At 50.5% G+C, this 24,075-nt stretch carries 22 protein-coding genes and 1 tRNA gene; 20 read left to right on the top strand and 3 right to left on the bottom strand.

What is annotated here, in order from left to right; all coding sequences use genetic code 11:
* The first annotated feature begins 10 nt into the window (after positions 1 to 10).
* The 7 genes from pstB (at position 11) to AC3RCL_RS24205 (ending at position 7,424) form a co-directional block, all read left to right on the top strand.
* The gene (pstB, locus tag AC3RCL_RS24235) at positions 11 to 766 is read left to right on the top strand and encodes a phosphate ABC transporter ATP-binding protein PstB (protein ID WP_009594645.1); all 756 of its coding nucleotides are present in this window, start codon (positions 11 to 13) and stop codon (positions 764 to 766) included.
* Between the two features lie 54 nt (positions 767 to 820).
* Positions 821 to 1,480 carry a phosphate signaling complex protein PhoU gene (gene phoU, locus AC3RCL_RS24230; protein ID WP_015736975.1) on the top strand — a complete coding sequence of 220 codons (660 nt, stop codon included), beginning with the start codon at positions 821 to 823 and terminating at the stop codon, positions 1,478 to 1,480.
* A 269-nt stretch (positions 1,481 to 1,749) separates the two neighbouring features.
* Entirely contained in the window at positions 1,750 to 4,410 is a 2,661-nt protein-coding gene (gene polA / locus AC3RCL_RS24225; RefSeq protein ID WP_486049406.1) for a DNA polymerase I, read from the top strand.
* 146 nt (positions 4,411 to 4,556) lie between these two features.
* The gene (mutM, locus tag AC3RCL_RS24220) at positions 4,557 to 5,390 is read left to right on the top strand and encodes a DNA-formamidopyrimidine glycosylase (protein WP_213579542.1); all 834 of its coding nucleotides are present in this window, start codon (positions 4,557 to 4,559) and stop codon (positions 5,388 to 5,390) included.
* A 121-nt stretch (positions 5,391 to 5,511) separates the two neighbouring features.
* Positions 5,512 to 6,252 (top strand): MntP/YtaF family protein, encoded by a 741-nt coding sequence (locus AC3RCL_RS24215; protein WP_492532496.1) that lies wholly within the window; start codon positions 5,512 to 5,514, stop codon positions 6,250 to 6,252.
* A 9-nt stretch (positions 6,253 to 6,261) separates the two neighbouring features.
* The gene (coaE, locus tag AC3RCL_RS24210; protein WP_492532494.1) at positions 6,262 to 6,861 is read left to right on the top strand and encodes a dephospho-CoA kinase; all 600 of its coding nucleotides are present in this window, start codon (positions 6,262 to 6,264) and stop codon (positions 6,859 to 6,861) included.
* Positions 6,858 to 7,424, top strand: coding sequence for a lytic transglycosylase domain-containing protein (locus tag AC3RCL_RS24205; RefSeq protein ID WP_015736970.1), 567 nt, complete (start codon positions 6,858 to 6,860; stop codon positions 7,422 to 7,424). The genes coaE and AC3RCL_RS24205 overlap by 4 nt, the downstream gene beginning before the upstream one ends.
* Before the next feature lie 69 nt (positions 7,425 to 7,493).
* Here AC3RCL_RS24205 and AC3RCL_RS24200 read toward each other — a convergent pair whose 3' ends face one another.
* Positions 7,494 to 7,739 carry an alpha/beta-type small acid-soluble spore protein gene (locus AC3RCL_RS24200; RefSeq protein ID WP_492532492.1) on the bottom strand — a complete coding sequence of 82 codons (246 nt, stop codon included), beginning with the start codon at positions 7,737 to 7,739 and terminating at the stop codon, positions 7,494 to 7,496.
* Positions 7,740 to 7,886: 147 nt separating this feature from the next.
* Between AC3RCL_RS24200 and nrdR the strand changes: the two genes are divergently transcribed.
* Complete coding sequence (gene nrdR, locus AC3RCL_RS24195; RefSeq protein WP_006212015.1) at positions 7,887 to 8,360, top strand: transcriptional regulator NrdR; 474 nt, start codon at positions 7,887 to 7,889, stop codon at positions 8,358 to 8,360.
* A gap of 290 nt (positions 8,361 to 8,650) precedes the next feature.
* Positions 8,651 to 8,726: transfer RNA gene (locus AC3RCL_RS24190), tRNA-Ala, on the top strand.
* A gap of 370 nt (positions 8,727 to 9,096) precedes the next feature.
* Here the strand turns inward: AC3RCL_RS24190 and AC3RCL_RS24185 are convergent.
* Positions 9,097 to 9,576, bottom strand: coding sequence for a toll/interleukin-1 receptor domain-containing protein (locus AC3RCL_RS24185; RefSeq protein WP_492532489.1), 480 nt, complete (start codon positions 9,574 to 9,576; stop codon positions 9,097 to 9,099).
* A gap of 819 nt (positions 9,577 to 10,395) precedes the next feature.
* On the opposite strand from AC3RCL_RS24185, the gene AC3RCL_RS24180 reads away from it, so the two are divergent.
* From AC3RCL_RS24180 to AC3RCL_RS24155, 6 genes are all read left to right on the top strand, one after another.
* The gene (locus AC3RCL_RS24180) at positions 10,396 to 10,599 is read left to right on the top strand and encodes a helix-turn-helix domain-containing protein (protein WP_280207871.1); all 204 of its coding nucleotides are present in this window, start codon (positions 10,396 to 10,398) and stop codon (positions 10,597 to 10,599) included.
* A 35-nt stretch (positions 10,600 to 10,634) separates the two neighbouring features.
* Complete coding sequence (gene hsdR, locus AC3RCL_RS24175; RefSeq protein WP_492532486.1) at positions 10,635 to 12,995, top strand: EcoAI/FtnUII family type I restriction enzme subunit R; 2,361 nt, start codon at positions 10,635 to 10,637, stop codon at positions 12,993 to 12,995.
* Between the two features lie 30 nt (positions 12,996 to 13,025).
* Positions 13,026 to 14,495, top strand: coding sequence for a class I SAM-dependent DNA methyltransferase (locus tag AC3RCL_RS24170; protein ID WP_492532484.1), 1,470 nt, complete (start codon positions 13,026 to 13,028; stop codon positions 14,493 to 14,495).
* Between the two features lies 1 nt (position 14,496).
* Entirely contained in the window at positions 14,497 to 15,945 is a 1,449-nt protein-coding gene (locus AC3RCL_RS24165) for a restriction endonuclease subunit S (protein WP_492532482.1), read from the top strand.
* 193 nt (positions 15,946 to 16,138) lie between these two features.
* A complete protein-coding gene (locus AC3RCL_RS24160; RefSeq protein WP_492532480.1) occupies positions 16,139 to 16,363 on the top strand; it encodes a hypothetical protein in 225 nt (74 codons plus the stop codon).
* On the top strand, positions 16,360 to 16,671 hold the full coding sequence (locus AC3RCL_RS24155; RefSeq protein WP_492532478.1) for a hypothetical protein: 312 nt from the start codon (positions 16,360 to 16,362) through the stop codon (positions 16,669 to 16,671). The genes AC3RCL_RS24160 and AC3RCL_RS24155 overlap by 4 nt, the downstream gene beginning before the upstream one ends.
* 5 nt (positions 16,672 to 16,676) lie before the next feature.
* Here AC3RCL_RS24155 and AC3RCL_RS24150 read toward each other — a convergent pair whose 3' ends face one another.
* Positions 16,677 to 16,961, bottom strand: coding sequence for a helix-turn-helix domain-containing protein (locus AC3RCL_RS24150; protein WP_492532476.1), 285 nt, complete (start codon positions 16,959 to 16,961; stop codon positions 16,677 to 16,679).
* 152 nt (positions 16,962 to 17,113) lie between these two features.
* On the opposite strand from AC3RCL_RS24150, the gene AC3RCL_RS24145 reads away from it, so the two are divergent.
* From AC3RCL_RS24145 to AC3RCL_RS24125, 5 genes are all read left to right on the top strand, one after another.
* A complete protein-coding gene (locus AC3RCL_RS24145; RefSeq protein WP_492532474.1) occupies positions 17,114 to 18,256 on the top strand; it encodes a copper amine oxidase N-terminal domain-containing protein in 1,143 nt (380 codons plus the stop codon).
* 611 nt (positions 18,257 to 18,867) lie between these two features.
* Positions 18,868 to 19,143, top strand: coding sequence for a DUF4031 domain-containing protein (locus AC3RCL_RS24140; protein WP_492532472.1), 276 nt, complete (start codon positions 18,868 to 18,870; stop codon positions 19,141 to 19,143).
* Positions 19,144 to 20,906: 1,763 nt separating this feature from the next.
* A complete protein-coding gene (locus AC3RCL_RS24135; protein ID WP_492532470.1) occupies positions 20,907 to 21,839 on the top strand; it encodes a hypothetical protein in 933 nt (310 codons plus the stop codon).
* Positions 21,836 to 22,873: a toprim domain-containing protein gene (locus tag AC3RCL_RS24130; protein ID WP_492532468.1), complete on the top strand. Its 1,038-nt coding sequence runs from the start codon at positions 21,836 to 21,838 to the stop codon at positions 22,871 to 22,873. Before AC3RCL_RS24135 ends, AC3RCL_RS24130 begins: the two co-directional genes overlap by 4 nt.
* A 69-nt stretch (positions 22,874 to 22,942) precedes the next feature.
* Positions 22,943 to 24,061 (top strand): DnaB-like helicase C-terminal domain-containing protein, encoded by a 1,119-nt coding sequence (locus tag AC3RCL_RS24125; RefSeq protein WP_492532466.1) that lies wholly within the window; start codon positions 22,943 to 22,945, stop codon positions 24,059 to 24,061.
* Positions 24,062 to 24,075: the final 14 nt, after the last annotated feature.

Here is a 24,075-nt window from a genome sequence, read left to right as displayed (position 1 = left end):
TGAATAAGATATGGAATCCATCATACAGATAAAAAAATTGAATTTATACTACGATACGTACCATGCGCTTAAAAACGTCGATCTGGACATTCCGGAGAAAACGGTGACGGCATTCATCGGACCGTCGGGCTGCGGTAAGTCAACGCTGCTGCGTACGCTGAATCGGATGAACGACATGATCCCTTCCACCCGAATCGAAGGCAGCGTGCAAATCGGCGGGACGGAAATCTACAGCGAGGAGGTCCACGTCGAGGCCTTGCGCAAGCAGGTAGGGATGGTGTTCCAGCAGCCGAATCCGTTCCCTAAATCGATCTATGACAACATCGCTTACGGGCCGCGCCTGCACGGCATCCGCAATAAAGCGGAGCTTGACCAAATCGTGGAGCAAAGCTTGAAGCAGGCTGTGCTGTGGGACGAAGTCAAAGATTATCTTAAGCGTTCTGCGCTGAGCCTGTCCGGCGGTCAGCAGCAGCGCCTGTGCATTGCCCGGGCCCTTGCCGTACAGCCGGATATCCTGCTCATGGATGAAGCCACGTCCGCGCTGGACCCGATCTCGACGCTGAAGATCGAAGAGCTGGTGCAGGAGCTGAAGAGCAAATACACCATCGTCATGGTTACGCACAACATGCATCAGGCTGCACGCGTATCCGGGCAGACGGTATTTTTCCTGAATGGCGAAGTGGTTGAATCCGCAAACACGGATACGCTGTTCTCGACGCCGTCGGATGCACGTACCGAGGATTATATCTCAGGCCGTTTCGGTTAAGGCCGTTATTACGACAATGATCTTTCTTAAAAGTAGATAGGAGGAGCATCATACATGATCCGGAGAATTGAGTTTGATCAGCAGCTTGATGAGCTGAGAAGTTTGCTGCAGGATATGGGCAAGCATATGGAGGAGGCGCTGGCAAACAGCGTGGAGTCCCTCCAGACCTTGGATGCGGAGAAAGCGCAGGCGGTTATCAAGAACGATGTGCAGTTAAACAACATGGAAGAGCAAATCATGGACATCGGCTCCCGCCTGATCGTGACCCAGCAGCCTGTGGCAAAGGATTTGCGCCGAATATTGGTTGCTTTCCGGATTGCAAGCGATTTGGAGCGTATGGGAGACTTGGCGCGGGATGTCGCTAAAGTTACGATCCGTCTGCAAGGCCAGAAACTGATCAAGCCTTTGGTGGATCTTCCGCGGATGTCGGATATGGTGCGTGCGATGGTTTCGGAATCCATCGAATCCTATCTGACGGAAAATACGGATCTGGCTTATAAAATGGCACAGGATGATGATCAGGTCGATCACTTGTACAGCGTCATTCTGCAGGACCTGTATTCGCATCTGACATCCGATCCGGATTCGGCCAATCAAGCGATGCTGCTGATCATGGTGGGACGCTACATCGAACGGATCGCCGACCATGCAACCAACATCGGCGAGAGCACGGTGTACCTCGTAACGGGTCATCGTCCCGACCTCAATCAATAGCAAAATGTTAGTCAAACGCTGGCGAAAGCCGGCGTTTTTTTTTGCGAGCATTTAGAAAACTCCAGCGAAGCGAGGCCATTCTTTCATCGCATTTATATGTTTTGGGGCCCCCGCAAAGTATTTGGAATAAGCATCGAAGCACAGGCTCCACTTTGTGGGGCTATTTTGCGGGAAAACAGGAATTCACCGTTAATCGAACGGATTGTTCGGATTTGGCGTTAACCTATGTTATCATGTGGAAAGGAAGTAATATTGGTGCGAGGTGTTCTATGGACAAGCTGATTCTGATTGATGGAAATAATATCATTTACCGGGCATTCTTTGCGATGCCGCCGCTGACCAATGCCAGCGGACAACAGACGAATGCGGTTTACGGCTTTACGACGATGCTGCTTCGCTTGATCGAGGAGCATAAACCGACGCATATGATGGTGGCATTCGATGCCGGCAAGGAAACGTTCCGCCATGCGGATTTTCAGGAGTACAAGGGCGGCCGACAAAAGACCCCGCCGGAGCTCTCAGGACAATTCCCGCTGCTGAAGGAGCTGCTGAAAGGCCTGGGCGTCTCCCAATTCGAAATCGGCGGTTATGAGGCCGACGACATTATCGGTACGATTACCCGCCAGGCTGACGAAGCCGGCCGCAAGGTGATGGTCGTCTCCGGGGACAAGGACATGCTGCAGCTGGCTTCGGAGCATACCACGATCGCGATGGTCCGCAAAGGCGTCACCGAAATCGAGTATTACGGACCGGAACAGATTAAGGAGCGGTATAACCTGACGCCTGATCAGATTATCGACCTTAAGGGATTGATGGGCGATGCTTCCGATAACATTCCCGGCGTTCCGGGAGTAGGGGAGAAGACCGCGCTGAAGCTGCTTCATGAATTCGGATCCGTTGAAGCGGTGGTGTCCCGGACCGATGAGCTGAAGGGCAAGATGAAAGAGAAGATCGAGGAGCATGCGGATTCCGCCATACTCAGCAAGAAGCTGGCTACGATCTTCCGCGAAGTGCCGCTGGAACAGTCGCTGGATGAAATGGCATTTACGGGCCTGAATGAAGAGACGGCTGGTCCCGCACTGGCAAAGCTCGAGTTTAAATCGCTTATCGAACGGTTGAACCTGAGTACAAGCGGTGCCGCTGGTGATGCGGCGGAGTCGAAGCCTGAAGCGAAGATTGACGTGACCCTTGTGGACGAGAAGGGCATTGCCGAGGTTGCGGATCATCTGGCACAAGTGACCGTGCTCCATGTGGAAACGCATGGGGACAACCCCCATCATGCGGACGTGATCGGGCTGGCACTCGCGACGGAGGAGCGGCAGTACTTCATTCCGTTTGACGTGCTGAAGTCGGAAGAGGCGGAGCCTGTCCGTGCTTGGCTTGCCGATAGCGAGATCCAAAAACGCGGGTATGACCTGCACCGTATTGACCTGGCGCTGCATTGGCAGGGCATCGCTTTTGCCGGCGCGGCATTCGACGTTCACCTGGCAGCTTACCTGCTGGATCCTACGGAATCGAATCAAACTCTTAGCGGTCTGGCCTCCAAGTACGGTCTGGCCTATCTTCAAGCCGATGAGGACGTGTTCGGTAAAGGGGCCAAGTACAAGGTTCCCGATGTGGAGAAGCTCAGCGAGCACATGGCCAGAAAATGCCTGGCCGTATCCGAACTGGTTCCCATTCAGGAGAAGGAGCTGGCTGCGAATGAAATGCTCCCGCTGTTCCATGATCTGGAGATGCCTCTTTCCCGCATTCTGGCCGATATGGAGAAGCAGGGAATCGCCGTGAATGCGGAGGATTTGAAGGAGCTGGGACGCGAGTTCGAAGGGCAGATCGCGAAGCTCGTTCAGGAGATTTACGAGATCGCCGGAACGGAATTCAATCTCAATTCGCCTAAACAGCTCGGCGAAATTCTGTTTGTGAAGCTGGAGCTGCCGGTCATCAAGAAGACCAAAACCGGTTATTCCACCGATGCCGAGGTGCTCGAAAAGCTGGCGCCTTATCACGATATCGTCCGCTTGATTTTGCAGTACCGTACATTGGCCAAGCTGCAATCCACTTACGTGGAAGGACTGCTGAAGGAGATTTCATCCGTAACCGGCAAAGTGCATACCTACTATCGTCAGACCATTGCCGCTACCGGCCGTCTGAGCAGCCAATACCCGAATTTGCAGAACATTCCGATCCGTCTGGAGGAAGGGCGCAAGCTGCGCAAGGTTTTCGTTCCGTCGGAACCGGGCTGGAGCATTCTGGCAGCGGACTACTCCCAAATCGAGCTTCGCGTGCTTGCGCATATCTCGGACGACGAACGGCTGAAGGAAGCCTTCGTCCACGACATGGACATCCACACCAAGACGGCGATGGACGTGTTTGGAGTCGGCATGGATGAGGTGGACTCCAATATGCGCCGGTCCGCCAAGGCGGTTAACTTCGGCATCGTGTATGGGATCAGCGACTATGGCCTGTCCCAGAACCTGAACATTACGCGGAAGGAAGCGGCAGCGTTTATCGACCAGTATTTCGAGGTGTTCCAGGGCGTGCGGCGCTATATGGACGTGATCGTCAAGCAGGCGAAGCAAGACGGGTATGTGAAGACCTTGCTCGAACGCAGACGGTATCTGCCGGAGATTAACGCCAGCAACTTCAACCTGCGCTCTTTTGCGGAGCGGACGGCGATGAATACGCCGATTCAGGGAACGGCCGCGGACATCATCAAGCTGGCCATGGTCCATATGGACAAGGCGCTCCATGAGCGCCAATTGAAGAGCCGCATGCTGCTCCAGGTGCACGATGAATTGGTGTTCGAGGTACCGGAGGATGAGCTGGAGGTCATGAAGGAATTGGTGCCGGACGTGATGAGTCAGGCGCTGAAGCTGTCCGTGCCGCTGAAATCGGAAGTCAGCTATGGGGAGAACTGGTACGAGGCAAAGTAAAAGCTGCACGGCGTGCTGGCGGATAGGGTTCATTAAGGGGGATCATGGGGTGAAGAGGGAGGCGGTTATGCACCATACCTTTCCACAAAACCATGGTCCCGCTATGTCCCAACTTCCGGTATAATGGGGGATGAGGTGAAGTCATTATGCCGGAATTGCCGGAAGTAGAAACCGTGAAACGAACACTGAACCAATTGATTAAAGGTAAGCATATAGATCATGTATCCGTGAACCTGCCGCGGATTATCCAGCGTCCTGACGATATCGAGGCATTTGCTTTTATGTTAAAGGGCCATACCGTGGAAGGTGTGGAGCGACGCGGGAAGTTTTTGCGGATCTTGCTGGACGGGCTGGTGCTCGTTTCGCATCTTCGGATGGAGGGGCGTTACGGGGTGTACCGAGCCGAGGAGCCGGTGGAGAAGCATACCCATGTCATCTTCCATTTCTCGGACGGGACGGAGCTGCGGTACAAGGACGTGCGCCAATTCGGAACGATGCATCTATTTGCGCCTGGGGAAGAGTTCCAGCATGCTCCCCTTGCCAAGCTTGGTTATGAGCCGCTGGATGACACGTTTACGTTCGGAACCTTCAAGACAGTCATCGGCACCAAGAAAACGAAGATCAAGGCGGTGCTGCTGAATCAGGCATATGTGGTCGGCATCGGCAATATATATGTTGATGAGGCCTTGTTCCGGGCCAAGATTCATCCGGAGCGGAACGCGAACAGCCTGAAGGATGCCGAACTTAAGCGATTGTATCATGCGATCGTGGATACGTTGTCCGAAGCCGTCGACGCGGGCGGATCTTCCATCAAGTCCTATGTCAACGGGCAGGGCGAGATGGGGATGTTCCAGAACAGCCATCAGATTTACGGTCGGAAGGACAAGCCATGCCATGCGTGCGGCGGCCCGATTCATAAGATCGTGGTCGGCGGACGGGGGACCCATTACTGCCCGAAGTGTCAGCCGGTCAAGAAGTAATTGAATAGGCGTGCACCCATTCCTGCTCCCCCACATATAATGTGGAACATATGTGGAGCGCATCGGCAGCTCTTCTTCATGAATGAGCAGCTTGATGTGGAGCTTTGGAGGAGGGAAAAGGGTGCTCAGTCATATTTTCTCGTCTGCCCTGCTGGCCATGGCGTTAAGTCTGGACGGATTTGGGGCAGGGGTTACATACGGTCTGCGCAAAACAAGGATACCGCTGCTGTCTGTATTGATCATCTCGCTGTGTTCCGGTTTGGTGCTTGGCGTCTCCATGCAGGCAGGCGCGCTGCTGCAGCGGTTCTTATCCCCGTCTGCGGCATCCGTGATCGGAGCTGCCATTTTGATACTGCTGGGCCTATGGTCTTTATATCAGCAGGTTCGGAGAAGCAGCGAGCCTGAAGTGCAGCCGGCATCCGGGGTGGATTCTTCCGCATCGCTTACGGAAACGCCGGGAGCCATTCATCAAGGGACACCGCAACGTGAAGTTACCACGGCAGGCCAAGAGCAGCTTCAGCGAGCGGTATTCTCCCTTGAAATACCGAAGATCGGCGTCGTCATTCAAATTCTCCGCAGCCCGACGAAAGCGGATCTGGACGACTCCGGCAGCATCTCACCATGGGAGGCGATGTGGCTGGGGATCGCGCTATCGCTCGATGCGTTCGGAGCCGGGCTCGGCGCAGCGATGCTGGGTTTCTCGCCGCTAGGCACCGCAGCCGTGGTTTCCTTGTTCAGCGGGATATTTCTGGTGCTGGGCATGCGGGTCGGCCTCCGTTTTGCGGCCAAGGGAGGCATGCGTTTTATCTCGTATTTGCCTGCTTTTTTATTAGTTGTCATGGGTATAATGAAGCTGTTATGAGGTGAAGTCATGAATATCGGTTTAACCGGAGGAATTGCAACAGGCAAAAGCACCGTGTCCTCCATGTTGGCCATGAAGGGAGCGCTTCTCGTCGATGCGGATATCATCGCCCGGGAAGTGATGCTCCCGGGTCATCCGGTGCTGGGTAAAGTGACCGAACATTTTGGACAAGCGATCCTGTTTGAAGACGGTACGTTGAATCGAAAGAAGCTCGGGGAGATGATTTTCCATCATCCGGAGCAGAGAGCGGCATTGAATGAGATTACACATCCGGCAATCCGGCAGGAAATACGGGAACGGACGGAGGCGTATGAACGGCAGCATCCCGACCGGCTCGTGGTAGCGGATATTCCATTGCTTCTGGAGGCAAGGGAAGACTATCCTTATCTGAAGCAGATCGCTGTTGTCTATGTCCCGCGCGAGCTGCAGCTTGCGCGTTTGATGGAGCGGGACGCTCTTACCCGGGAAGCGGCAGAGGCGCGTCTTAGCAGCCAGATGGACATTGAGGAGAAGAAGCTCCGAGCGGATATCCTGATCGATAACAGCGGCACGTTGGCCGAAACGCAGCAGCAGGTGGACAACCTGTGGAACAGGTTGGTTCAGTTATGAAGTGGCTTCGTAAAAAAAGGGTGCTGCTCCTGCTGTTCGTTTCTTTTGTAGCGCTGCTGTTCCTAAGTTCCAATTGGATGACCCTGCTGTATCCGATCCATTATAAGGATGAGATCCGCAAACATGCCGCTTATTATGAGGTCGATCCGTTTCTGGTGGCCTCGATCATCCGGGTGGAAACGAATTTCAAGCCGGGCAAGGAATCCAAGAAGGGGGCGCTGGGCATTATGCAGCTGATGCCGGATACGGCGAACTGGGCGATGGAAATGGCCAAGCTCCCGTCGGTGAACCTGCTGAGCGTAAAGAATGAAGTGGATGCGAACATCCAGCTGGGCACCTGGTACATTCAGAATCTGCACAAGGAAATGGACGGCAATCCGATTGCCGCCATCGCCGCTTATAACGCGGGCCCGGGGAACGTCAAGAATTGGATCAACAAGGGCATGTGGGACGGAACCTATGAGAACGTGAAGAGTATACCCATCGGGGAAACCCGGCATTATGTACAGCGCGTGATTTATTATTATAATCAATATACGGATGTGTATAAGGGCGGCTTCTAAAGAAAAAAAGAGCGCTGGACAGGCTCTTACATCGAGCCGCCAACACTCCTTTTTTTAAGGAAGAATCAATTATTGACCGGAGAATTGACCAGCCAATTGTTGCTCGGCCAGGGTTACAAGACGCTTTGTGATGTATCCCCCGATCGAACCGTTCTCATAGGAAGTCATGTTACCTTGGTATCCGTCTTGTGGAATGGAGATACCAAGTTCTTGAGCTACCTCGTACTTCAGTTGCTCAAGAGCAGCGTTTGCGCGAGGAACAACCAGGTTGTTGGAGTTGTTGGAGTTGTTGGAGTTGTTGTTGCTTTGTGCCATGTTAAGTTCACCTCCTTGGGTTGGTAAAAGTATTATGTCTCGGGTCTCGCATTTTCATAACATAAAAGACAAAAGTTTTGCTGGTAAATTTTTCTGACGCCCATTAAGGGCGAATCACGCTGAATACAAAGGAAGTGAAGACAACTTATGAAGTGTCCATATTGCAGTTATGCCGGAACGAAAGTGCTGGATTCCAGGCCTGCCAACGAGAATAAATCCATCCGCCGCCGCAGGGAATGCGAGCAGTGCAGCAAGAGATTCACAACCTTTGAAATGGTGGAGGAAACGCCGCTGATCGTCGTGAAAAAGGACGGAAGCCGCGAAGAGTTCAGCCGGGAGAAGGTGCTCCGCGGTTTGATAAGGGCATGCGAGAAGCGTCCGGTATCCGTGGACCAGCTGGATATGATCGTATCGGATGTCGAGAAGGCGCTGCGCAATACCGCGGCGGCGGAAGTGGAGAGCCGCCAGATCGGGGAGCTTCTGATGGAACGGTTATATCCGGTCGACGAGGTGGCTTACGTTCGGTTTGCGTCCGTATACCGGCAGTTCAAGGATATCAATATGTTCATGAAGGAACTGAAAAGTCTGCTGTCCAAGGATACGGACGTGCAGGAGCTGTAAGAGCGCCACGGTTCTTAAACGACCCTGGTGCTCTTCCGGCGCTCTCATGGCGCCAAATTCTCAACATCGATAAGTGACATTATATAGAGAAGGAAAAAAGGCACTGCGCATTATCAAAAAAGTTCTGAAAAAGTGTTGACATGCCTGCTGATTTTTTATATGATATAGAAGTCGCTTACGGGGCCTTAGCTCAGCTGGGAGTACGTCGTTGTCGGAAACATTGCCCCAAGAATGATTGTAAATCGAATACCAGCGTTTCATGTAATTCGTTTCCTTGAAAGGAATTATATGGGCCTTTAGCTCAGCTGGGAGAGCGCTTGCATGGCATGCAAGAGGTCAGCGGTTCGATCCCGCTAAGGTCCACCAAACAACTACGACGAAACGGCAGAGATGCCGTTTTTTTGTATCTAGAATTAGTTGTTGGATGGCAGAGAGTGTATGTCTCCAGCGCCAGTAGTGTTTCTGCAACTATTCGTTGACCCTGTGGCTTCTAATTGGAGTCATCGTGCTGGTTTTAAATGCTAAATCAAAGCAATCCAATCATGTGGAGTGCCTAATATTGATGGTACGAAATGAGATATGACAGTACTGCTCAAATCTAAAGTAAAGGAGACCTTGCATATAGCGAGGTCTCCTTTTCTAACCCTTGTACAACGACGTCTGCCAAGTAAGCGTGAAACAACAAAGCATCCTAACAGTCCCAACTGAACAGCAAACTTTGGTAGATTAATAGAGCTTAAAGGGCGACTAACTCTGCGAGCTTGGCCGCGACGTCTGCCATGGGCTCTTCTGCAGTGTTCAATCCGCTTCGTGATCCGAGCAAGGGACTGACTTCGCGGAGAGCTTCATATGTTGTATCATGCACAATCGGAACGAGCCGATCACCTGCAAGGAGTGCCGAAAGTTCTTTGTCGGCGATGCCCTCTGTTGGGAGGCGGCGTAGCAATGCAGGAGTCACAAGCACAATTCCAACTCGCGAGTTGGCCAAGCCTTTGTCAATAGCGCGAAGCAGCGGCACACCAAGGCCAATGTCTTTCTCGCTAAACCAGACGGAGACACCGTGTGACTCTAGCAGATCGTGCAACTCCTTGGCGGCTCCCTTCCTGTTGTCCCACGCATGGCAAAGGAAGACGTCACGAAGGTCAGGTTGTTTTGCTAGGGTTTCGACGCTGTTGCGGATTGGTGTTAATGACCGAATTTCTTCGGACGTGTACAATAGAGCCGAACCTGCTCCTGACCAGCGCGGCTTTGAACTGCGGACGGAACCGCCGCCGCTGCTTCTGCCGCCCCCACTTGTCAGGGAAGTGGAGTAAGGCGAGGGCGAGTATGAGCTGTAGCCGCCACCACTACTATAGCGGCGATAACTCCCTCTGCATGCTGGGCAGTTGGCTGCGGCACTCGCCGAACGATGTCCTTCTACTGGGGCTGTACATCTAGCCATGTCTCTACTTCCTCTAAATAACTTGAATATTAAAACTATTGTATCATGTTTCCGTAGATGTATCCTACCTCCAGTCCCTCATTCCAGTTGCTTATTTCATTCCAGCAAATTCAACCAAAACGATGAGAATATCTTGAAACAACGCCCCAAGAAATCTACTACACACAAACTTCCAAGGAAGCGTTTTTCATGAACAAACCTATCCATGTATATCAACTCGAAAATCGACCCTGCGACCGAGCGGCATCTGCTCTCCCTCATGCAGCGGCATCTCAAATTGAACCTCGAATATGGCAACTGTCAAACTGATGTCAGCCGCCGCGCTGAGATCGGTATGAAGGTGGTACTAGTTGGTGGCTTCTAACCTTGGGGCAATCTTGTGCTCTGGTAGGCTTAGGCATCGTGCATCCGGTGCTGTTTGGGGAACCATTTCTCATATCCACACCCAAGCCAGTTGATAGTCAACGACTTTCACTTTTTCTCATCCCCACTCTCAATCTTGCATTATCGTAAGATTACCTCACTTCCCTGTGTACTAATGTGATATAATGGAAAGAGTAGTTTTGTCCGCCACTGTCAATAGGAGGACTTCATATGGTGATCAGCTACGATAAGTTGTGGAAACTGTTGATCGATAAGAAGATGAATAAGACCGATCTGAAAGATCAGGCAGGGCTTACCTTCAACATCTTGGCTCGACTTGGGAAGCGACAGCCTGTCAATTTGGAGAGTCTCTATAAAATCTGCAAGTGTCTCAATTGTAATATCGGCGACATTGTCGAATTTGAATTTGAGTAAACAGGCTTACCCACGACGAGGGGAGGAATGGGCGTATGGGAAAGGGATCGTTATCGGAGGAAGATATTAAAGCCCAGTATATTACGCCAGCGATTACGGATGCGGGCTGGGATCTGAAACGACAAGTTCGGATGGAATATGCATTTACGGCGGGTAGGATCATACTGCGTGGCAGCATGACGGCTCGCGGTCGGAAGAAGCGTGCCGATTACGTGCTCTTTTATAAAACGAACTTTCCGCTTGCTATCATTGAAGCCAAGGACAACCGACAACCGGTAGGTGCAGGCTTGCAGCAAGCCATTGAGTATGCCAAGGCACTGGACATCAGTTATGTCTACGCATCCAATGGCGATGCTTTCGTCGAGCAGAATCTCATTACAGGTGAAGTGCGCGAATTGCCCCTCCATGCCTTCCCCTCCCCGGATGAGTTGTATAGCCGTTATTTACGCGATAAGAACATTAGTGCGGCGGAAGAGCAAGTGATGCTGGAGCCGTATTACTATGTACCGCAATATAAAACGCCAAGGTACTACCAGCGCATTGCGATCAATCGGACGGTCGATGCAGTGGCACGGGGTCAACAGCGCATCTTACTCGTGAGCGCCACCGGAACGGGTAAGACGTACATGACGTTTCAAATGATTTATCGGCTCTGGAAATCGGGGTTAAAGAAGAAGATCCTATTTCTTGCCGACCGCAATGTATTGGTAGACCAGACCATGTCTGGGGACTTTAAGCCTTTTGGCGGCAAGATGACCAAGGTGCAGAATAAGAATCTGGATAGTTCCTACGAGATTTACCTCGCGCTGTACCAGCAATTGACTGGCGAAGATGGCGAGGAAACGTTCCGACAGTTCCAGCCGAGCTTTTTCGATCTCATCGTCATTGATGAGTGTCATCGGGGTAGCGCCAAGGAAGAGTCTGCATGGCGAAAGATTCTCGACTACTTTTCATCCGCTACCCATATCGGTTGTACCGCCACGCCTATCGAGACGCAGGATGCGTCAAGCTTCTCATACTTTGGCGAGCCGATCTATGAATACTCGCTCAAGCAAGGCATTGACGATGGCTTCCTCGCTCCTTATAAAGTAATTCGTATCGGATTGGATAAAGACTTGGAAGGCTATCGACCCGAAGCCGGGAAAATCGATACATATGGCAATGAAATTGAGGATCGCGAGTACAATGTGAAGGACTTTGACCGCACCTTGGTCATCGATGATCGCACCAGGGTCGTCGTAGCCAAAATCACCGAGTTTTTGCAGAAGACGGATCGCATGAGTAAGACGATTGTGTTCTGTATCGACATTGAGCATGCGGAGCGGATGAGACAAGCGCTGATCCAAGCGAATCAAGACTTGTATGCCCAGAATCATCGGTACATTATGCGAATTACGGGTGACAACGATGAAGGCAAAGCGCAGCTTGAAAACTTCATTGATGAGGAGAGCCCCTATCCTGTCATCGCGGTCACGAGCAAGCTCATGACTACTGGGGTAGACGCGAAAATGTGCAAGCTGATCGTGCTGGAAAATAACATTAACAGCATGACCGAGTTTAAGCAGATCATCGGTCGGGGTACCCGGCTCCTTGAAGAGTACGGCAAAACGTACTTTACCATCATGGACTTCCGGAACTCCAGTCGCCTGTTCGCCGATCCCGCCTTTGACGGTCGACCGGAGGTGGTCATTGATCTGGATCAGGATGATCCGGTTGATGATCCGGAAGCTGGCTACCCCGAACCAGAAGGTGGAGATGAAGGCACACGGGAAAACACGCCGGGATATGGCTCCGGGTCAGGGAATAGCACTGACGATGGCGAACAAGAGAAGCCCCGCAAATATTACATCGGAGACGTGGCGGTAACGGTGCTTTCCGAGCGCGTGCAATATGTGGGGCAAGATGGTAAGCTCATCACGGAGAGCCTGATCGACTACACGAAGAAGAACATCTTGCAGCATTATGCGCGGCTGGACGACTTCCTGCGCTCATGGAGCCAAGCCGATAAAAAACAAGCCATCATCGACGAACTTCAAGAGCGCGGCGTATGGCTTGATGCGGTCAGAGCAGAACTTGGCGATAACGAATTGGATGATTTCGACCTCATTTGCCACCTTGCCTACGACAAACCGCCGCTCACCAAGAAAGAGCGAGCCGAACAAGTGAAGAAGCGGCATTATCTGTACCAGTACTCCGATATCGCGCAGCAAGTTATTGAAGGACTCCTGAATAAGTACGCCAATGACGGAATTAAAGAAATCGAGGACACCAAGGTGCTCATGCTCAAGGAATTCGCCCAGATGGGTAGCCCGATGAAAATCGTCAAAGCGTTTGGGGGTAAAGAGGCTTACCTGAAAGCCGTTCAAGAATTGAAGAACGAAATTTACTATGCATAAACCACATCGAAGATAAGGCAGGTACGAACGATGACCATACGAAATATTGTGAAACGAATTCAAGATGTCATGAGGAATGACTCAGGGGTCAATGGCGATGCCCAAAGAATCGAGCAGATCGTTTGGATGCTGTTCTTAAAAATCTACGATGCCAAGGAAGAAACGTGGGAGCTTGTTGTCGATGATTATAAATCGATCATACCAGCAGGACTGCAGTGGCGAGATTGGGCAGTAGATCATAAAGACGGACAAGCGTTGACCGGGGACGCGCTATTGGAATTTGTCAACAACAGGTTATTTCCTGCACTTAAAAATATTGAGATCGATGAGGATACGCCGATGCGGCAACTCATCGTAAAATCTGCGTTTGAAGACGCGAACAACTATCAAAAGGACGGTGTACTCTTACGGCAAGTGATCAATATTATCGACGAAATTGACTTCACCGAGTATAAGGAGCGCCACGAATTTGGAGCGATCTACGAATCCTTCCTGAAGGATCTGCAAAGCGCTGGAAACGCCGGAGAATTCTATACGCCCCGAGCTGTTACCGACTTTATGGTAGAGGTGATTAAGCCTGTACTCGGTGAGAAAATTGGTGACTTTGCTTGCGGTACCGGGGGCTTCTTGACCTCGGCATTGAATGCGCTGGAGCCACAAGTCGGCAACTCGCTCGAAAATCGGGAAATGTATAACCAGTCGGTGTACGGTATCGAGAAGAAATCCTTGCCCCATCTACTGTGCGTCACCAATATGCTCATTCACGATCTGGATGACCCCGACATCCTCCACGGCAATGCGCTGGAGATGGATTACAAAGAGATGCGGAAGCTGGAACCTTTCAACGTCATCTTGATGAATCCTCCTTATGGCGGAAGCGAGAAGGAAAGCGTGAAAGCCAATTTCCCGACAGAGCTTCGTAGTTCGGAAACGGCCGACCTTTTTATGAATGTGATTATGTACCGCTTAAAGCGAGACGGTAGGGCAGCGGTCATTATTCCCGATGGCTTTTTGTTTGGGACGGACAATGCGAAGTTCAACATAAAGAAGAAATTGTTCAGCGAGTTTAACGTCCATACAGTGGTCAGAATGCCGCATAGCGTGTTTGCCCCGTATACGTCGATTCGAACGAACATCTTGTTCTTTGATCACACGAAACCGACTGAGGATACTTGGTTTTACCGACTCGATATGCCCGAGGGGGTAAAGAATTTCTCGAAGACGCGTCCGATGAAATTGGAGCATTTCGCCGATGCCCTAGCATGGTGGGATAACCGGGAAGAGATCGAAGTCGATGGTCATCCGAAAGCGAAACGGTACACCATCCAAGAGATCGTAGACCGAAGCTACAACATTGACCTTTGTGGCTTTCCTCATGAGGAAGAAGTCATCCTTGAACCTATGGCGCTGATTCAGGAATACCAGGAGAAACGGGCATCTCTGAACGCAGAAATCGATCATGTACTCGAGCAAATCACATCCATGCTTGGGGGTAAATGAGATGAACGGACAAGACTTGAAGAACAGCATCCTACAGCTTGCGATCCAAGGCAAGCTCGTTGAACAGCGGCAAGAAGAAGGAACGGCAAAAGAACTTTTGGAACAAATTCGAGCAGAAAAGGAACGGTTTGTGAAGGAAGGCAAGATTAAACGAGAGAAGCCTTTGCCGGAGATATCAGAAGATGAGATGCCGTTCGACATTCCTGAAAGTTGGGAATGGACTAGGCTGGGGGACGTACTCGAGATTGCACGAGGGGGTTCCCCAAGACCAATTAAAGCATATATAACTAACTCCGCTGACGGTATCAATTGGATTAAGATTGGAGATACGGATAAGGGCGGGAAATATATTAACAGCACTAACGAAAAAATCATAAAAGAAGGAATGAACAAAAGCAGATATGTAAGAAAAGGGGATTTTCTCTTAAGCAATTCAATGAGTTTTGGCAGACCATATATATTGAATATTGATGGTTGCATCCATGACGGTTGGCTGGTTTTAAGCCAGATGGTAGAGATTTTTAACAGGGACTATTTGTATTATCTACTAAGTTCGACAATGGTATTTAATCAATTTCAATCCAGAGTAGCGGGTGCAGTTGTTAATAACTTAAACTCAGATAAAGTAAGAATTACGCTGGTTCCCCTCCCCCCACTCGAAGAACAAAAGCGCATCGTAGCCAAGATTGAGGAACTTCTACCATTCGTGGAACAATACGATGACGCCCATGCCAAGGTGGAGGAACTCAACAAGAAATTCCCGGAGGATATGCAAAAATCGCTATTGCAATATGCCATCCAAGGCAAACTCGTTGAACAGCGGAAGGAGGAAGGAACTGCCGAGGAACTGTATCAGCAGATTCAAGCAGAAAAAGCAAAGCTGGTTAAGGAAGGCAAGATTAAGCGAGAGAAGCCCCTGCCTGTCATATCGGAAGAGGAGATTCCCTTTGACATTCCCGAGAGTTGGAAATGGGTTAGGCTAGGTGATGTGATTGATTTATTGTCGGGTCAAGACTTCCCTCCTGAGAAGTATAACGATTCCAACAACGGAATTCCATATATAACTGGAGCAAGCAGTCTATCAAATACAGGTGTAACAGTAAGCAGGTGGACGGAAGAACCTAGATGTATTGCAAATGCAGGAGATGTCCTTTTGGTTTGTAAAGGTTCTGGATATGGAAAAACTGTAATCTGTGATGTTGATGAAGCACATATTGCAAGACAGATAATGTCTATTAAGAATTCAAGATATTTGAATATGATGTACGTAAAGTATTTTGTGGAAGCTAACCATGCTTTAATTAAACAATGGGGACAAGGTGTCATACCGGGCATAGACAGAAAGAGTATTCTGATTATGATGATCCCACTCCCCCCACTCGAAGAGCAAAAGCGAATCGTAGCCAAGATCGAGGAACTAATGCCTTTCACAAAGCAACTGGTAAAATAAATCCCTTTCTTAATTTTTAGCTCAACAAGTAAACCCTTTCAAGCCAGATCGTCCGAGTACCCCCCCCATCCGGGGTATTGCAGATGACCTGGCTATTTTATGTGACAAATAAATAAAACTAAAACAATGAGAATACCTTGTAATAATGCCAACAGGAAGCTAACATACAACAAACTTCCAAGGAGGCATCCCCATGAAACCCATCCGTTTTTATCAACTCGACATCGACCCCGCCACCGAGCAACACCTACTCTCCCTCACACAGCGTCACTTGAAGCTGGCCGTCCAACACGGTCGCCGCCAGACTTCTCCCGAGCGCCGCGCCGAAATTGGCAAGGAAATCGAAGCTATTCGAGCTGAGCGCGACTCCATAATCGCCAACCTAAGACATGCGGTAGAATTGCAGGTGGCAAGATGAAGAATCGGAATGAAGAGAAATATCACATAGTAGATTGGGCTAAGCCATCCTTCGAAACTCGATTTCATGAGCATATTCGAGCGATTAATCAATTGTCGGAAGTTAGTGTGGCTAGACTCCAGCAGATCAGCCTACAGGGTAAGTTGCAAGAAACAATACCGCCTGAATTGTATCCGCTGTTGCTGGAGTATGAAGGGGCAATCAATGCAAGGACTTCACTGGAGCATCAGTACTTATATTGGATCGGCATTAGAGATGGTCTGAAGCTATCGGAAGTTTACAGGGGAAGTATTGCTAATCAAGAGTAGCCATACTATTTGTCAGGGGGTAATTCATTCTTCAAATTCCGGACTTCTCTTTCAACGATCTGAAAAAAAGAAGCAACCGAGATTCCTAAGCCTTCACAAAGTTCGAAAATCTTTGTAACAGAGGGTTCATTCCTGCCGACTTCGATCATCGAAATATAAGAACGATCAACATTACATAAGCCAGCTAAATCTTCTTGAGTCAGTTTTTTCTGATTGCGAAGCCCCTGAACAGTTTTAGCAATAGCGCTTTTGATCAGTTGCTGGGGATTGAGAATAGAGTCAGAACGCATGCGAATAGCTCCTTTTATACTTTACATTCAGTATGAAAGGAGCTAACATTATGCACAGATATAGTATTCAACAAATAGGGAATATTTGTATGTAATTGAACAAAAATATTTTATACATACTCGAAAACTACCGAACAAAGAGGTGTTGTAAAATGATTAGGAATATGCGGTCAGTAAGCGCAGCACTAAGCCTAGCAATAGTAGTGAGTTCATTCACTGGGGCAACTGTATTAGCGGCGGAAAGTGTTTCGGCAGCGACTGTTCAGCAATCCGAATACCGCCAAGCAAAGGTCATAATCGACGGCAAACTCCAGAACTTCGACCAATCCGCAGTTGTCATGGACGGTTCGACGATGGTTCCTATGCGTGGGGTATTCGAAGCCCTCGGCGCAACGATCAAGTGGGACAACGCCACCCGCACCGTCACCGCAACCAAGGACAGCACCACCATCGTCCTTACCATCGGCAACAAATACGCCCACGTCAACGGTCAAAAGGTCGCCCTAGCCAAGGAAGCCTTAATCCTGAACGGCTCGACGATGGTACCACTACGCTTCGTAGCCGAGGCTCTTGGGTCGAAAGTCGAATGGGACGCCCCAACCTACACCGCTATCATCACAAGCGCCAAGGGCAGCGTCACCAATCCGGGAACCGGGGTAACCAACCCAACCAACCCGACCAACCCAACGGCTCCACCGACAGGCGGCTCGAGCCACATCGTCAACGGCATCGACGCATCCCAAACAGAGGGTCGTCTCTACGGGGTAAAGTCCCAGAAGGAGTACAACGAAGTGGTAAAACTCGCCAAGGAAGCTCTCGCTAAAGCCGAGAACTTAGAGATCCCGCAGGCTATGAAAGACTTCTTCGACGGGAAACGTGCCACTACTGTAAAAACCACTTACGACCTAGAGTTACGGGGGTATGAGAAGCAACTTTCCCCTTTACTCGACGCCGGAATCTCCAAGGAAACCATAGTTAAGGATTACAAGGCAAAGAAAGCCCTCGGACAGTTCTTCCAAACTGGATCAGACGGCTTGAAGGACACAAAAGGTGTCGACAGCGCCTACGATGCTATGGTTCTCGGCAAAGTCGACTGCGACTCCTTATCTCAAGCCGAATCATTGGTGTACGACCTAGCTGGCTTCAACACCGCAATCGTAGCCGCCAAGGATCACGCCTACACCATCCTAAAGATGGACAGTCAATGGACGAAGCTCGGCAAGCCAGTAGGAACCGACGCCCAATCCCATCTCAAAACCGTCACAGGCGGTTACTGGCTCGTAGCTCCAAACTAATCTAACCACCCCGAAAGAACTCTTGTGTCTCCACGCAAGAGTTCTTTTCCTTTCCCCATAAGAAGCGGGAAGTAATTTCTAACACGTACTGATGCTTATCTTTGCAGGGAGGACGCAACAAGATAAACCCAAACTCTTGTACCACCAACATTATTTGCTTTCAAATAGTTCAATAAGGAGATGAATTCCATGTCAAATCAACATTCACCTAAGTTCAGGGTCACCGAGAAGCCTAAAGCCAAAAGAATCGCTTCCTTGGCATTCCTTTTTCTTTCCTTGTGCGTCACAGGGACACTAATGTTTATAAACATCGTCTCCTAGCGGTGAAGTTAAATATTGCAGTCAGACGAAAGTAACCTCTCTGGGAGGAGAAACCCGAATGTCCAACCCAAGCCCCTGCCGTTCCTGCGAACGAGTAGACGAAAACGCCCTGTTCTGCCCTCACTGCGGTCAAGCTCTGCCGGACATCGAAGATCCGACACCCGCCCCGACTTCGGAGAGCAACTCCAAGTTCAACCCAACCCCTCTTATTATAGGCTTAGTTCTTGCCTTGTGTTTGTTAGGGGCATCACTATTCAAGAGCTCTTTGGGTTAGCGGAAAGGAGTCTCAAATGGCAATCTATACCGACGGTACTCACCTAATGGACGATGGAGACATCGAAGAACTACACGACTTTGCCATCAACAAGCTAGGTTTCAAGCGTGAATGGTTCCAAGACAACTCCCCACCGCAACACCCGCACTACGACTTAACCACCGCTTCAGCCCGAAGACGAGCCATTGCCGCAGGAGCAATCCTCGTCACCGACATCCGTCAATTCGTCCAAATCATGCAAAGCCGCCCCGCCTATAAGAAGTGGCTTGCGGAGTGTGTTTGCATCTATTAGTGGAGGTTGCGCCTTCCTCGTCCTGCCTTCTCTCGCGGCCACAATGGGCTGTGGGAGCCTGCATCTGGAGTAAGCCGGGGGTTTAGTCTCGGGGCAGGGTCTATATGTAAGGAAGGTAGTTTCGTCTGACAACTTCCGGTAAGTGGATGCTCCGTAATACTCCGTATATTCGTTGCGTTCGTTCCGGGGGAGGCGGCTTGCCCGGCGTTGCCTACTCTCGCCGCCACAAGGGGCTGTGGGAGCTTGCATCGGGGGGTGGCCGGGGGTTTGTGTGTCGGCGGTATGTTTTTAGTGTACGGCGGGCAAATTCGTCGGCAAAAGAGGAAGGAAATGTAAATGTTGCGGGAAGGTGCATATTGTTAGCGGGAGCCTGCACGTTGAAAGTGCCGCAAACCCTTGCTACTTCTGGGATTTCGGGAGTTTCGGGGCGGCTCAATAAACCTCAATATAAATGCTTAAGCAGGGTCTTGCCTTCGGCAGCCCCTTTAAATACCCATAAAACAACAATTACAAATCCCCATTTAATAAGGTTTTTAATTATAAGGTTTAAAGGCTTTAAAGATTACAAGTCTTTAAATCAAATTCTTTAATAACAATCAATACAACAACCAATATCCGAATACCTTATAACACCTAAACCACCGAAATTCTGCTCCCCGCCGCTTTTCCGCGCCGATTCCGGTATGTTCGCCGCGAATCGTCGTTCCCGCCGCGCTATCAGAGCGATCCTTTCCCGACTTGCCCCAAGCGGTACTGCCGAAAGCGAGGTTTCCCCGCCGTTTCGCCTTTTCGTTTGCCGGAGTAGCGCGGCGCGGTCGGTGATTGACGGTCGCCTTGCTCTTTATGCGGCTAGAGGGGTAGAGCGCGCCTTCGGGCTTCCCGGATGCAGCGCTAATTTCCCGACTATTTCCGTTCGTCCGCAATGGGTATCCTCGTCCCCGTTCCTTAACAGTCCTTTTTCCGTATACCGCCGCCCCGATAAACGCCGATTTCTGTGGGAAAAGCCAGGCTCCATCGGTATCCGTCATCCAGATTCCAAAGGGGTACCGCTCTCGGTTTTGGCTGGCCTTGGAGTATCAGGGCTAACGATGACTCCGAGTGTTTCGTTCCATATACTACCATTTCAGCCACCCTCCATACCTATTCTAGCCACCTCAAATTCACCTCCGATCCATCCCCATCCTGAGTTCCGATAGGAGCCACTTTTCCTTTTATTGTATTTGTGGAGCCCGTCTGTACAAAACAGCCCACCGTTTCTGCGCCTTTGCCCCATAAAAGAGGACTCCCTGAAATGATTTGCCGAATTGCCGCCATCGTTTGGGACAACGCCGCCCCTACAGAAGCGGCTTTTTTGCATATGGAACGGCCTTGCTCCGCATTAGACAGCCATTTCCCCGTTTGGAACAGGGTTTGCCGAATAAATCGGTTCGTTCTCGAACTGCCGCTCGCTACCTCGACTGTATATTAGGTTGGCTTAGTCGCTCGGCGGTGCTGCCCCGTTTCCCTAGCCGGTAACGTGCATTCAGCCTTGCTTTGAACGACTTACAAAAAGTTTTCGCAATATGTACCAACGTTTTCGAGTTGGCGAATGGTAGGGCAAAGGAGAGGTAGGTTGGGCTGTAATCATCACCGGGGGCGCTGGAACGTGTTGACGGTATTCGCAACAACAGTTTCCTTTCTCGAGATGATGACCGGACTGTGGTTACAAGGATAGTTAAACGGCTTCAGTCAGCAGTCCAAATTAATCAGAGGAGTTGAGGTACATGGATGTTCGAAACGAGCACCAAAATTACATGCCGCTCTTCATTCCTTCCTATCCCAAGTTCAGGGATATGTTGCGAATGGATAAGACGGAGATAGGTTGTCAGGCCATCCTCCTGCCGCCTCTAGGCGAGGGGTACGTCTGTCGAGATGGCGGTTTGTATAGGGATGGGGTTCCACTCAAAGACGAGTCCCTACGGGAGTTATTGATGCAAGGTGGTTCGATTCCTGATGCCATCCTCGTCTACGGAATGTTCTCTTTCTTCTATTATAGAGGCGACATTCGTAATCGAACATTTATGGATTGCCGCTGGAAGGAATTATGGGATTTCTTAGGTCGCAAGGAAGGCGGCAATGCCTATCGACTTCAAGAGGTTTTAAATAAGTACGAGTCAGTAGTCGGCTGGGTCTATGGCAGAGGGGTATTCCCGCTCTTAAAGGTCGAGCATCTTCCCGGCGACCGTTTGCGCTTGACGAGCGAATATTTCCATCACGCCTTGAACGCTTTGCTGTCCATTTGTAGCCCAGAGGATGTAGAAGAGCCGATGCGGTATCGAGTTACCACCATGCATCGAGCCGTCCTCCTGCACCGCAACAAGCTCGCCGCGCTCGTCTCGTTAGAGTTTGCGCGGTTGCTGGAATCGTCGGGGCAGATGAAAAGTCAAATTTCCATCCGTTCGTTGACGCAGTGTATTCCGGCGCTTGGCGCGGCGCTTGCCGACGAGTCGAAGACTATCTCTTTCCGTAACCGCAAACTGCGCGAGACGATCACGACAGCAGCTGAAATCATCGGGGATCACTCGGAATTGCCGCGTCGCTATCCCGACCTGCTCATTCAACTGCCCGAGCGCCCATCGGTCAAACATCTGGATGCGGTCGTGACGCTCTGGCGCAAACATCCCAAAAGTCTCGGGAAAGGAGGTGAGAAGAAATGAGTTTGAACGAAAAGGCCGAATGGTTCAACACCTTACTTTTGTTGTTAGAGTCCCAGGATGCCGGGGCAGAAGCGTTTCCCCGTATCCCTCGCGGAGATTATCAACCGCTAAGTTCCAAAGAGCGGAAAGACAAGCTTCGCAGCCATATTAAAGAGGTATTGAATCGATGCGGCTGTGACTATTCCAGAAAACTGCATTGTTTCGCCCATGATGATCACAATCCTTCGATGGTTTTCAACGAGTATGGGAACTTTTACTGCCACAGCTGCGGTAACGGGAAAGCATGGGATATCTTCAACATCGTTACGTTACTTTTCGACTTGCCGAAGTTCCCTCACGTGTTAAATAAAGTCGAGCGTCTGTTCGTTGAACAGGAAGGGAAGCCCCTTTCTGCCCAGCCGTACAAGGGGTATCGCCCCGTTCTGGCGGATCGGGCGGTCGTAGCCGCGCTGAACGAGCGAGGGGTGAACGAAGATAGTATGTTGCGATTTGGCTTGAAGGCATGGGATTTGGAGGCCAACGGAGCAACATCGAAGTATGTCATCGTTCCCTGCGCTGGCGAGTATGCGGTTCGCAAAAAGCTGATCTCCGGTTCAGAGGCGCATCCGGCTTCTTTGAACAAACGGGGTCAGCAAATTACCCTCTTTAATGAAGGTCGCCTATCGGCCAAAGGGGTAGTCGTCGTCGTTGAATCGGCGCTCGATGCCATCTTGTTGGAGCAGTACGGGTTCCCTGCCATTGCCTTGAATGGGGCGGCGGCAAATCCGTTGATGAACGTCTTGTATCGTCAGCGTCTCCCGGTGGGTCTTCATCTCGTTTTGTTGCTGGACAATGATCGGGCTGGCCAAGAGGCTTCGTTGCTTCTGGCCGAAAAGTTGCAAAAATGTGGAGTATCGTCCAGCCGATACGACTATCAGGCTCCGAAACATCTTCCGCAGTCCTTTTTAAATGGTTCAAAGGATGTAGGCGAGGCAATGGTCGAGAGTGTCGGTCGGACAATAGCGGCAATCACGGCTTTGGTGGAGAAGCCTTAAGGGGTTGCGAGGCAGGGGCATCGCTTTGCCCATGCCCCCACGAATAACAGGATACCGGGAGGATTTGCGATGAGCGAGATGAAGGAATTGCTTTTAAATGGAATCGTATTTGGTACATTGGTCAACGGCAAACCGGAGTTGTATCCGGCAGCGTATGAACTCCCGGTCGCAGACTTTCTTACGTTGTTGCACGATGCCGCCGTATTGCCCAGCGAGATCCCTGCAATTGCCGATAGTTTCTTATCCATGCGAGCGGAAGGGGCGACAATCCCTCATCGAACGCTGTTTGATCGGCTGTGGGGTAAGGGCAGCTATACGATCCCCACAGGTATTCCCAATCTGGATGTCTTTCTGGATGGAGGAATCAGTAGAGGCATGACGGTTATCGCGGCTCCTCCTAGAAGGGGCAAATCGACGCTGACGCTTCAATTGGCTCGGTCGCTCAGTAGTCAAGGTGCAGGAGTCATTTATTATTGCAATGATATGCCCGAAGAAGAATTAATCGCCAAAATGCTGAGTGGGGTATCGCATGAGGTCTCAAAAGGCAAAGGAGGCTGGACAGCTAAGGAGATCCTAAGGGGTCAGGAAGATCTCCAGCGGAATGATGAGTTTAAGAAAGCAGGGGCTTCTTATTTCTCACAGACCAGATCTCTAATCTTGGAGACGGGGTTAGAAGCGCGGAGCCTGTCTGCGCTAGAGAAGTCCATCGATTTCTACATCTCTTTATTTGAAGCCAGTTCGTTCCATGATCGTCCTCCTGTAATCATTATCGATTATTTGCAAAATGTGTTGCTGGACGGCAAGGGAAACGAGCGGGAGCAGGTCGATTCGGTGCTTCGTATGTTAAAGAGCCGGATCGATGGCGCAGGATTAACGGTTATTGCGATCTCCAGCGTATCGCGGGATAAATATCCGGGGGCGTTGCGCTTGAATTGTTTGAAGGAAAGTGGCTTAATCGAGTACACCTCAAATGTTATTCTGGTTCATCGGGATGATTATAATGAGGCAAAGGAAAGCCGCCAATCAGAACAGCATATGGAGTTGTATAACCTCAAAGAGCGAATGGGAGAATCGGAAACGTCGTTGCCGATCACCTTCATTCCGAAGTACAGTTTGTTCCGGTTTAACGGCAAGGTGCATAGCAGCAGTCGTACACCGATGAAGAAACCCGATCTGAAAGGAATCTAAGTCATGGAGAACGC

The organism is Paenibacillus sp. MT86 (assembly GCF_058792535.1).
The sequence above is the reverse complement of the archived record's forward strand: the minus strand, read 5'-3'. Positions and strand labels throughout refer to the sequence as shown.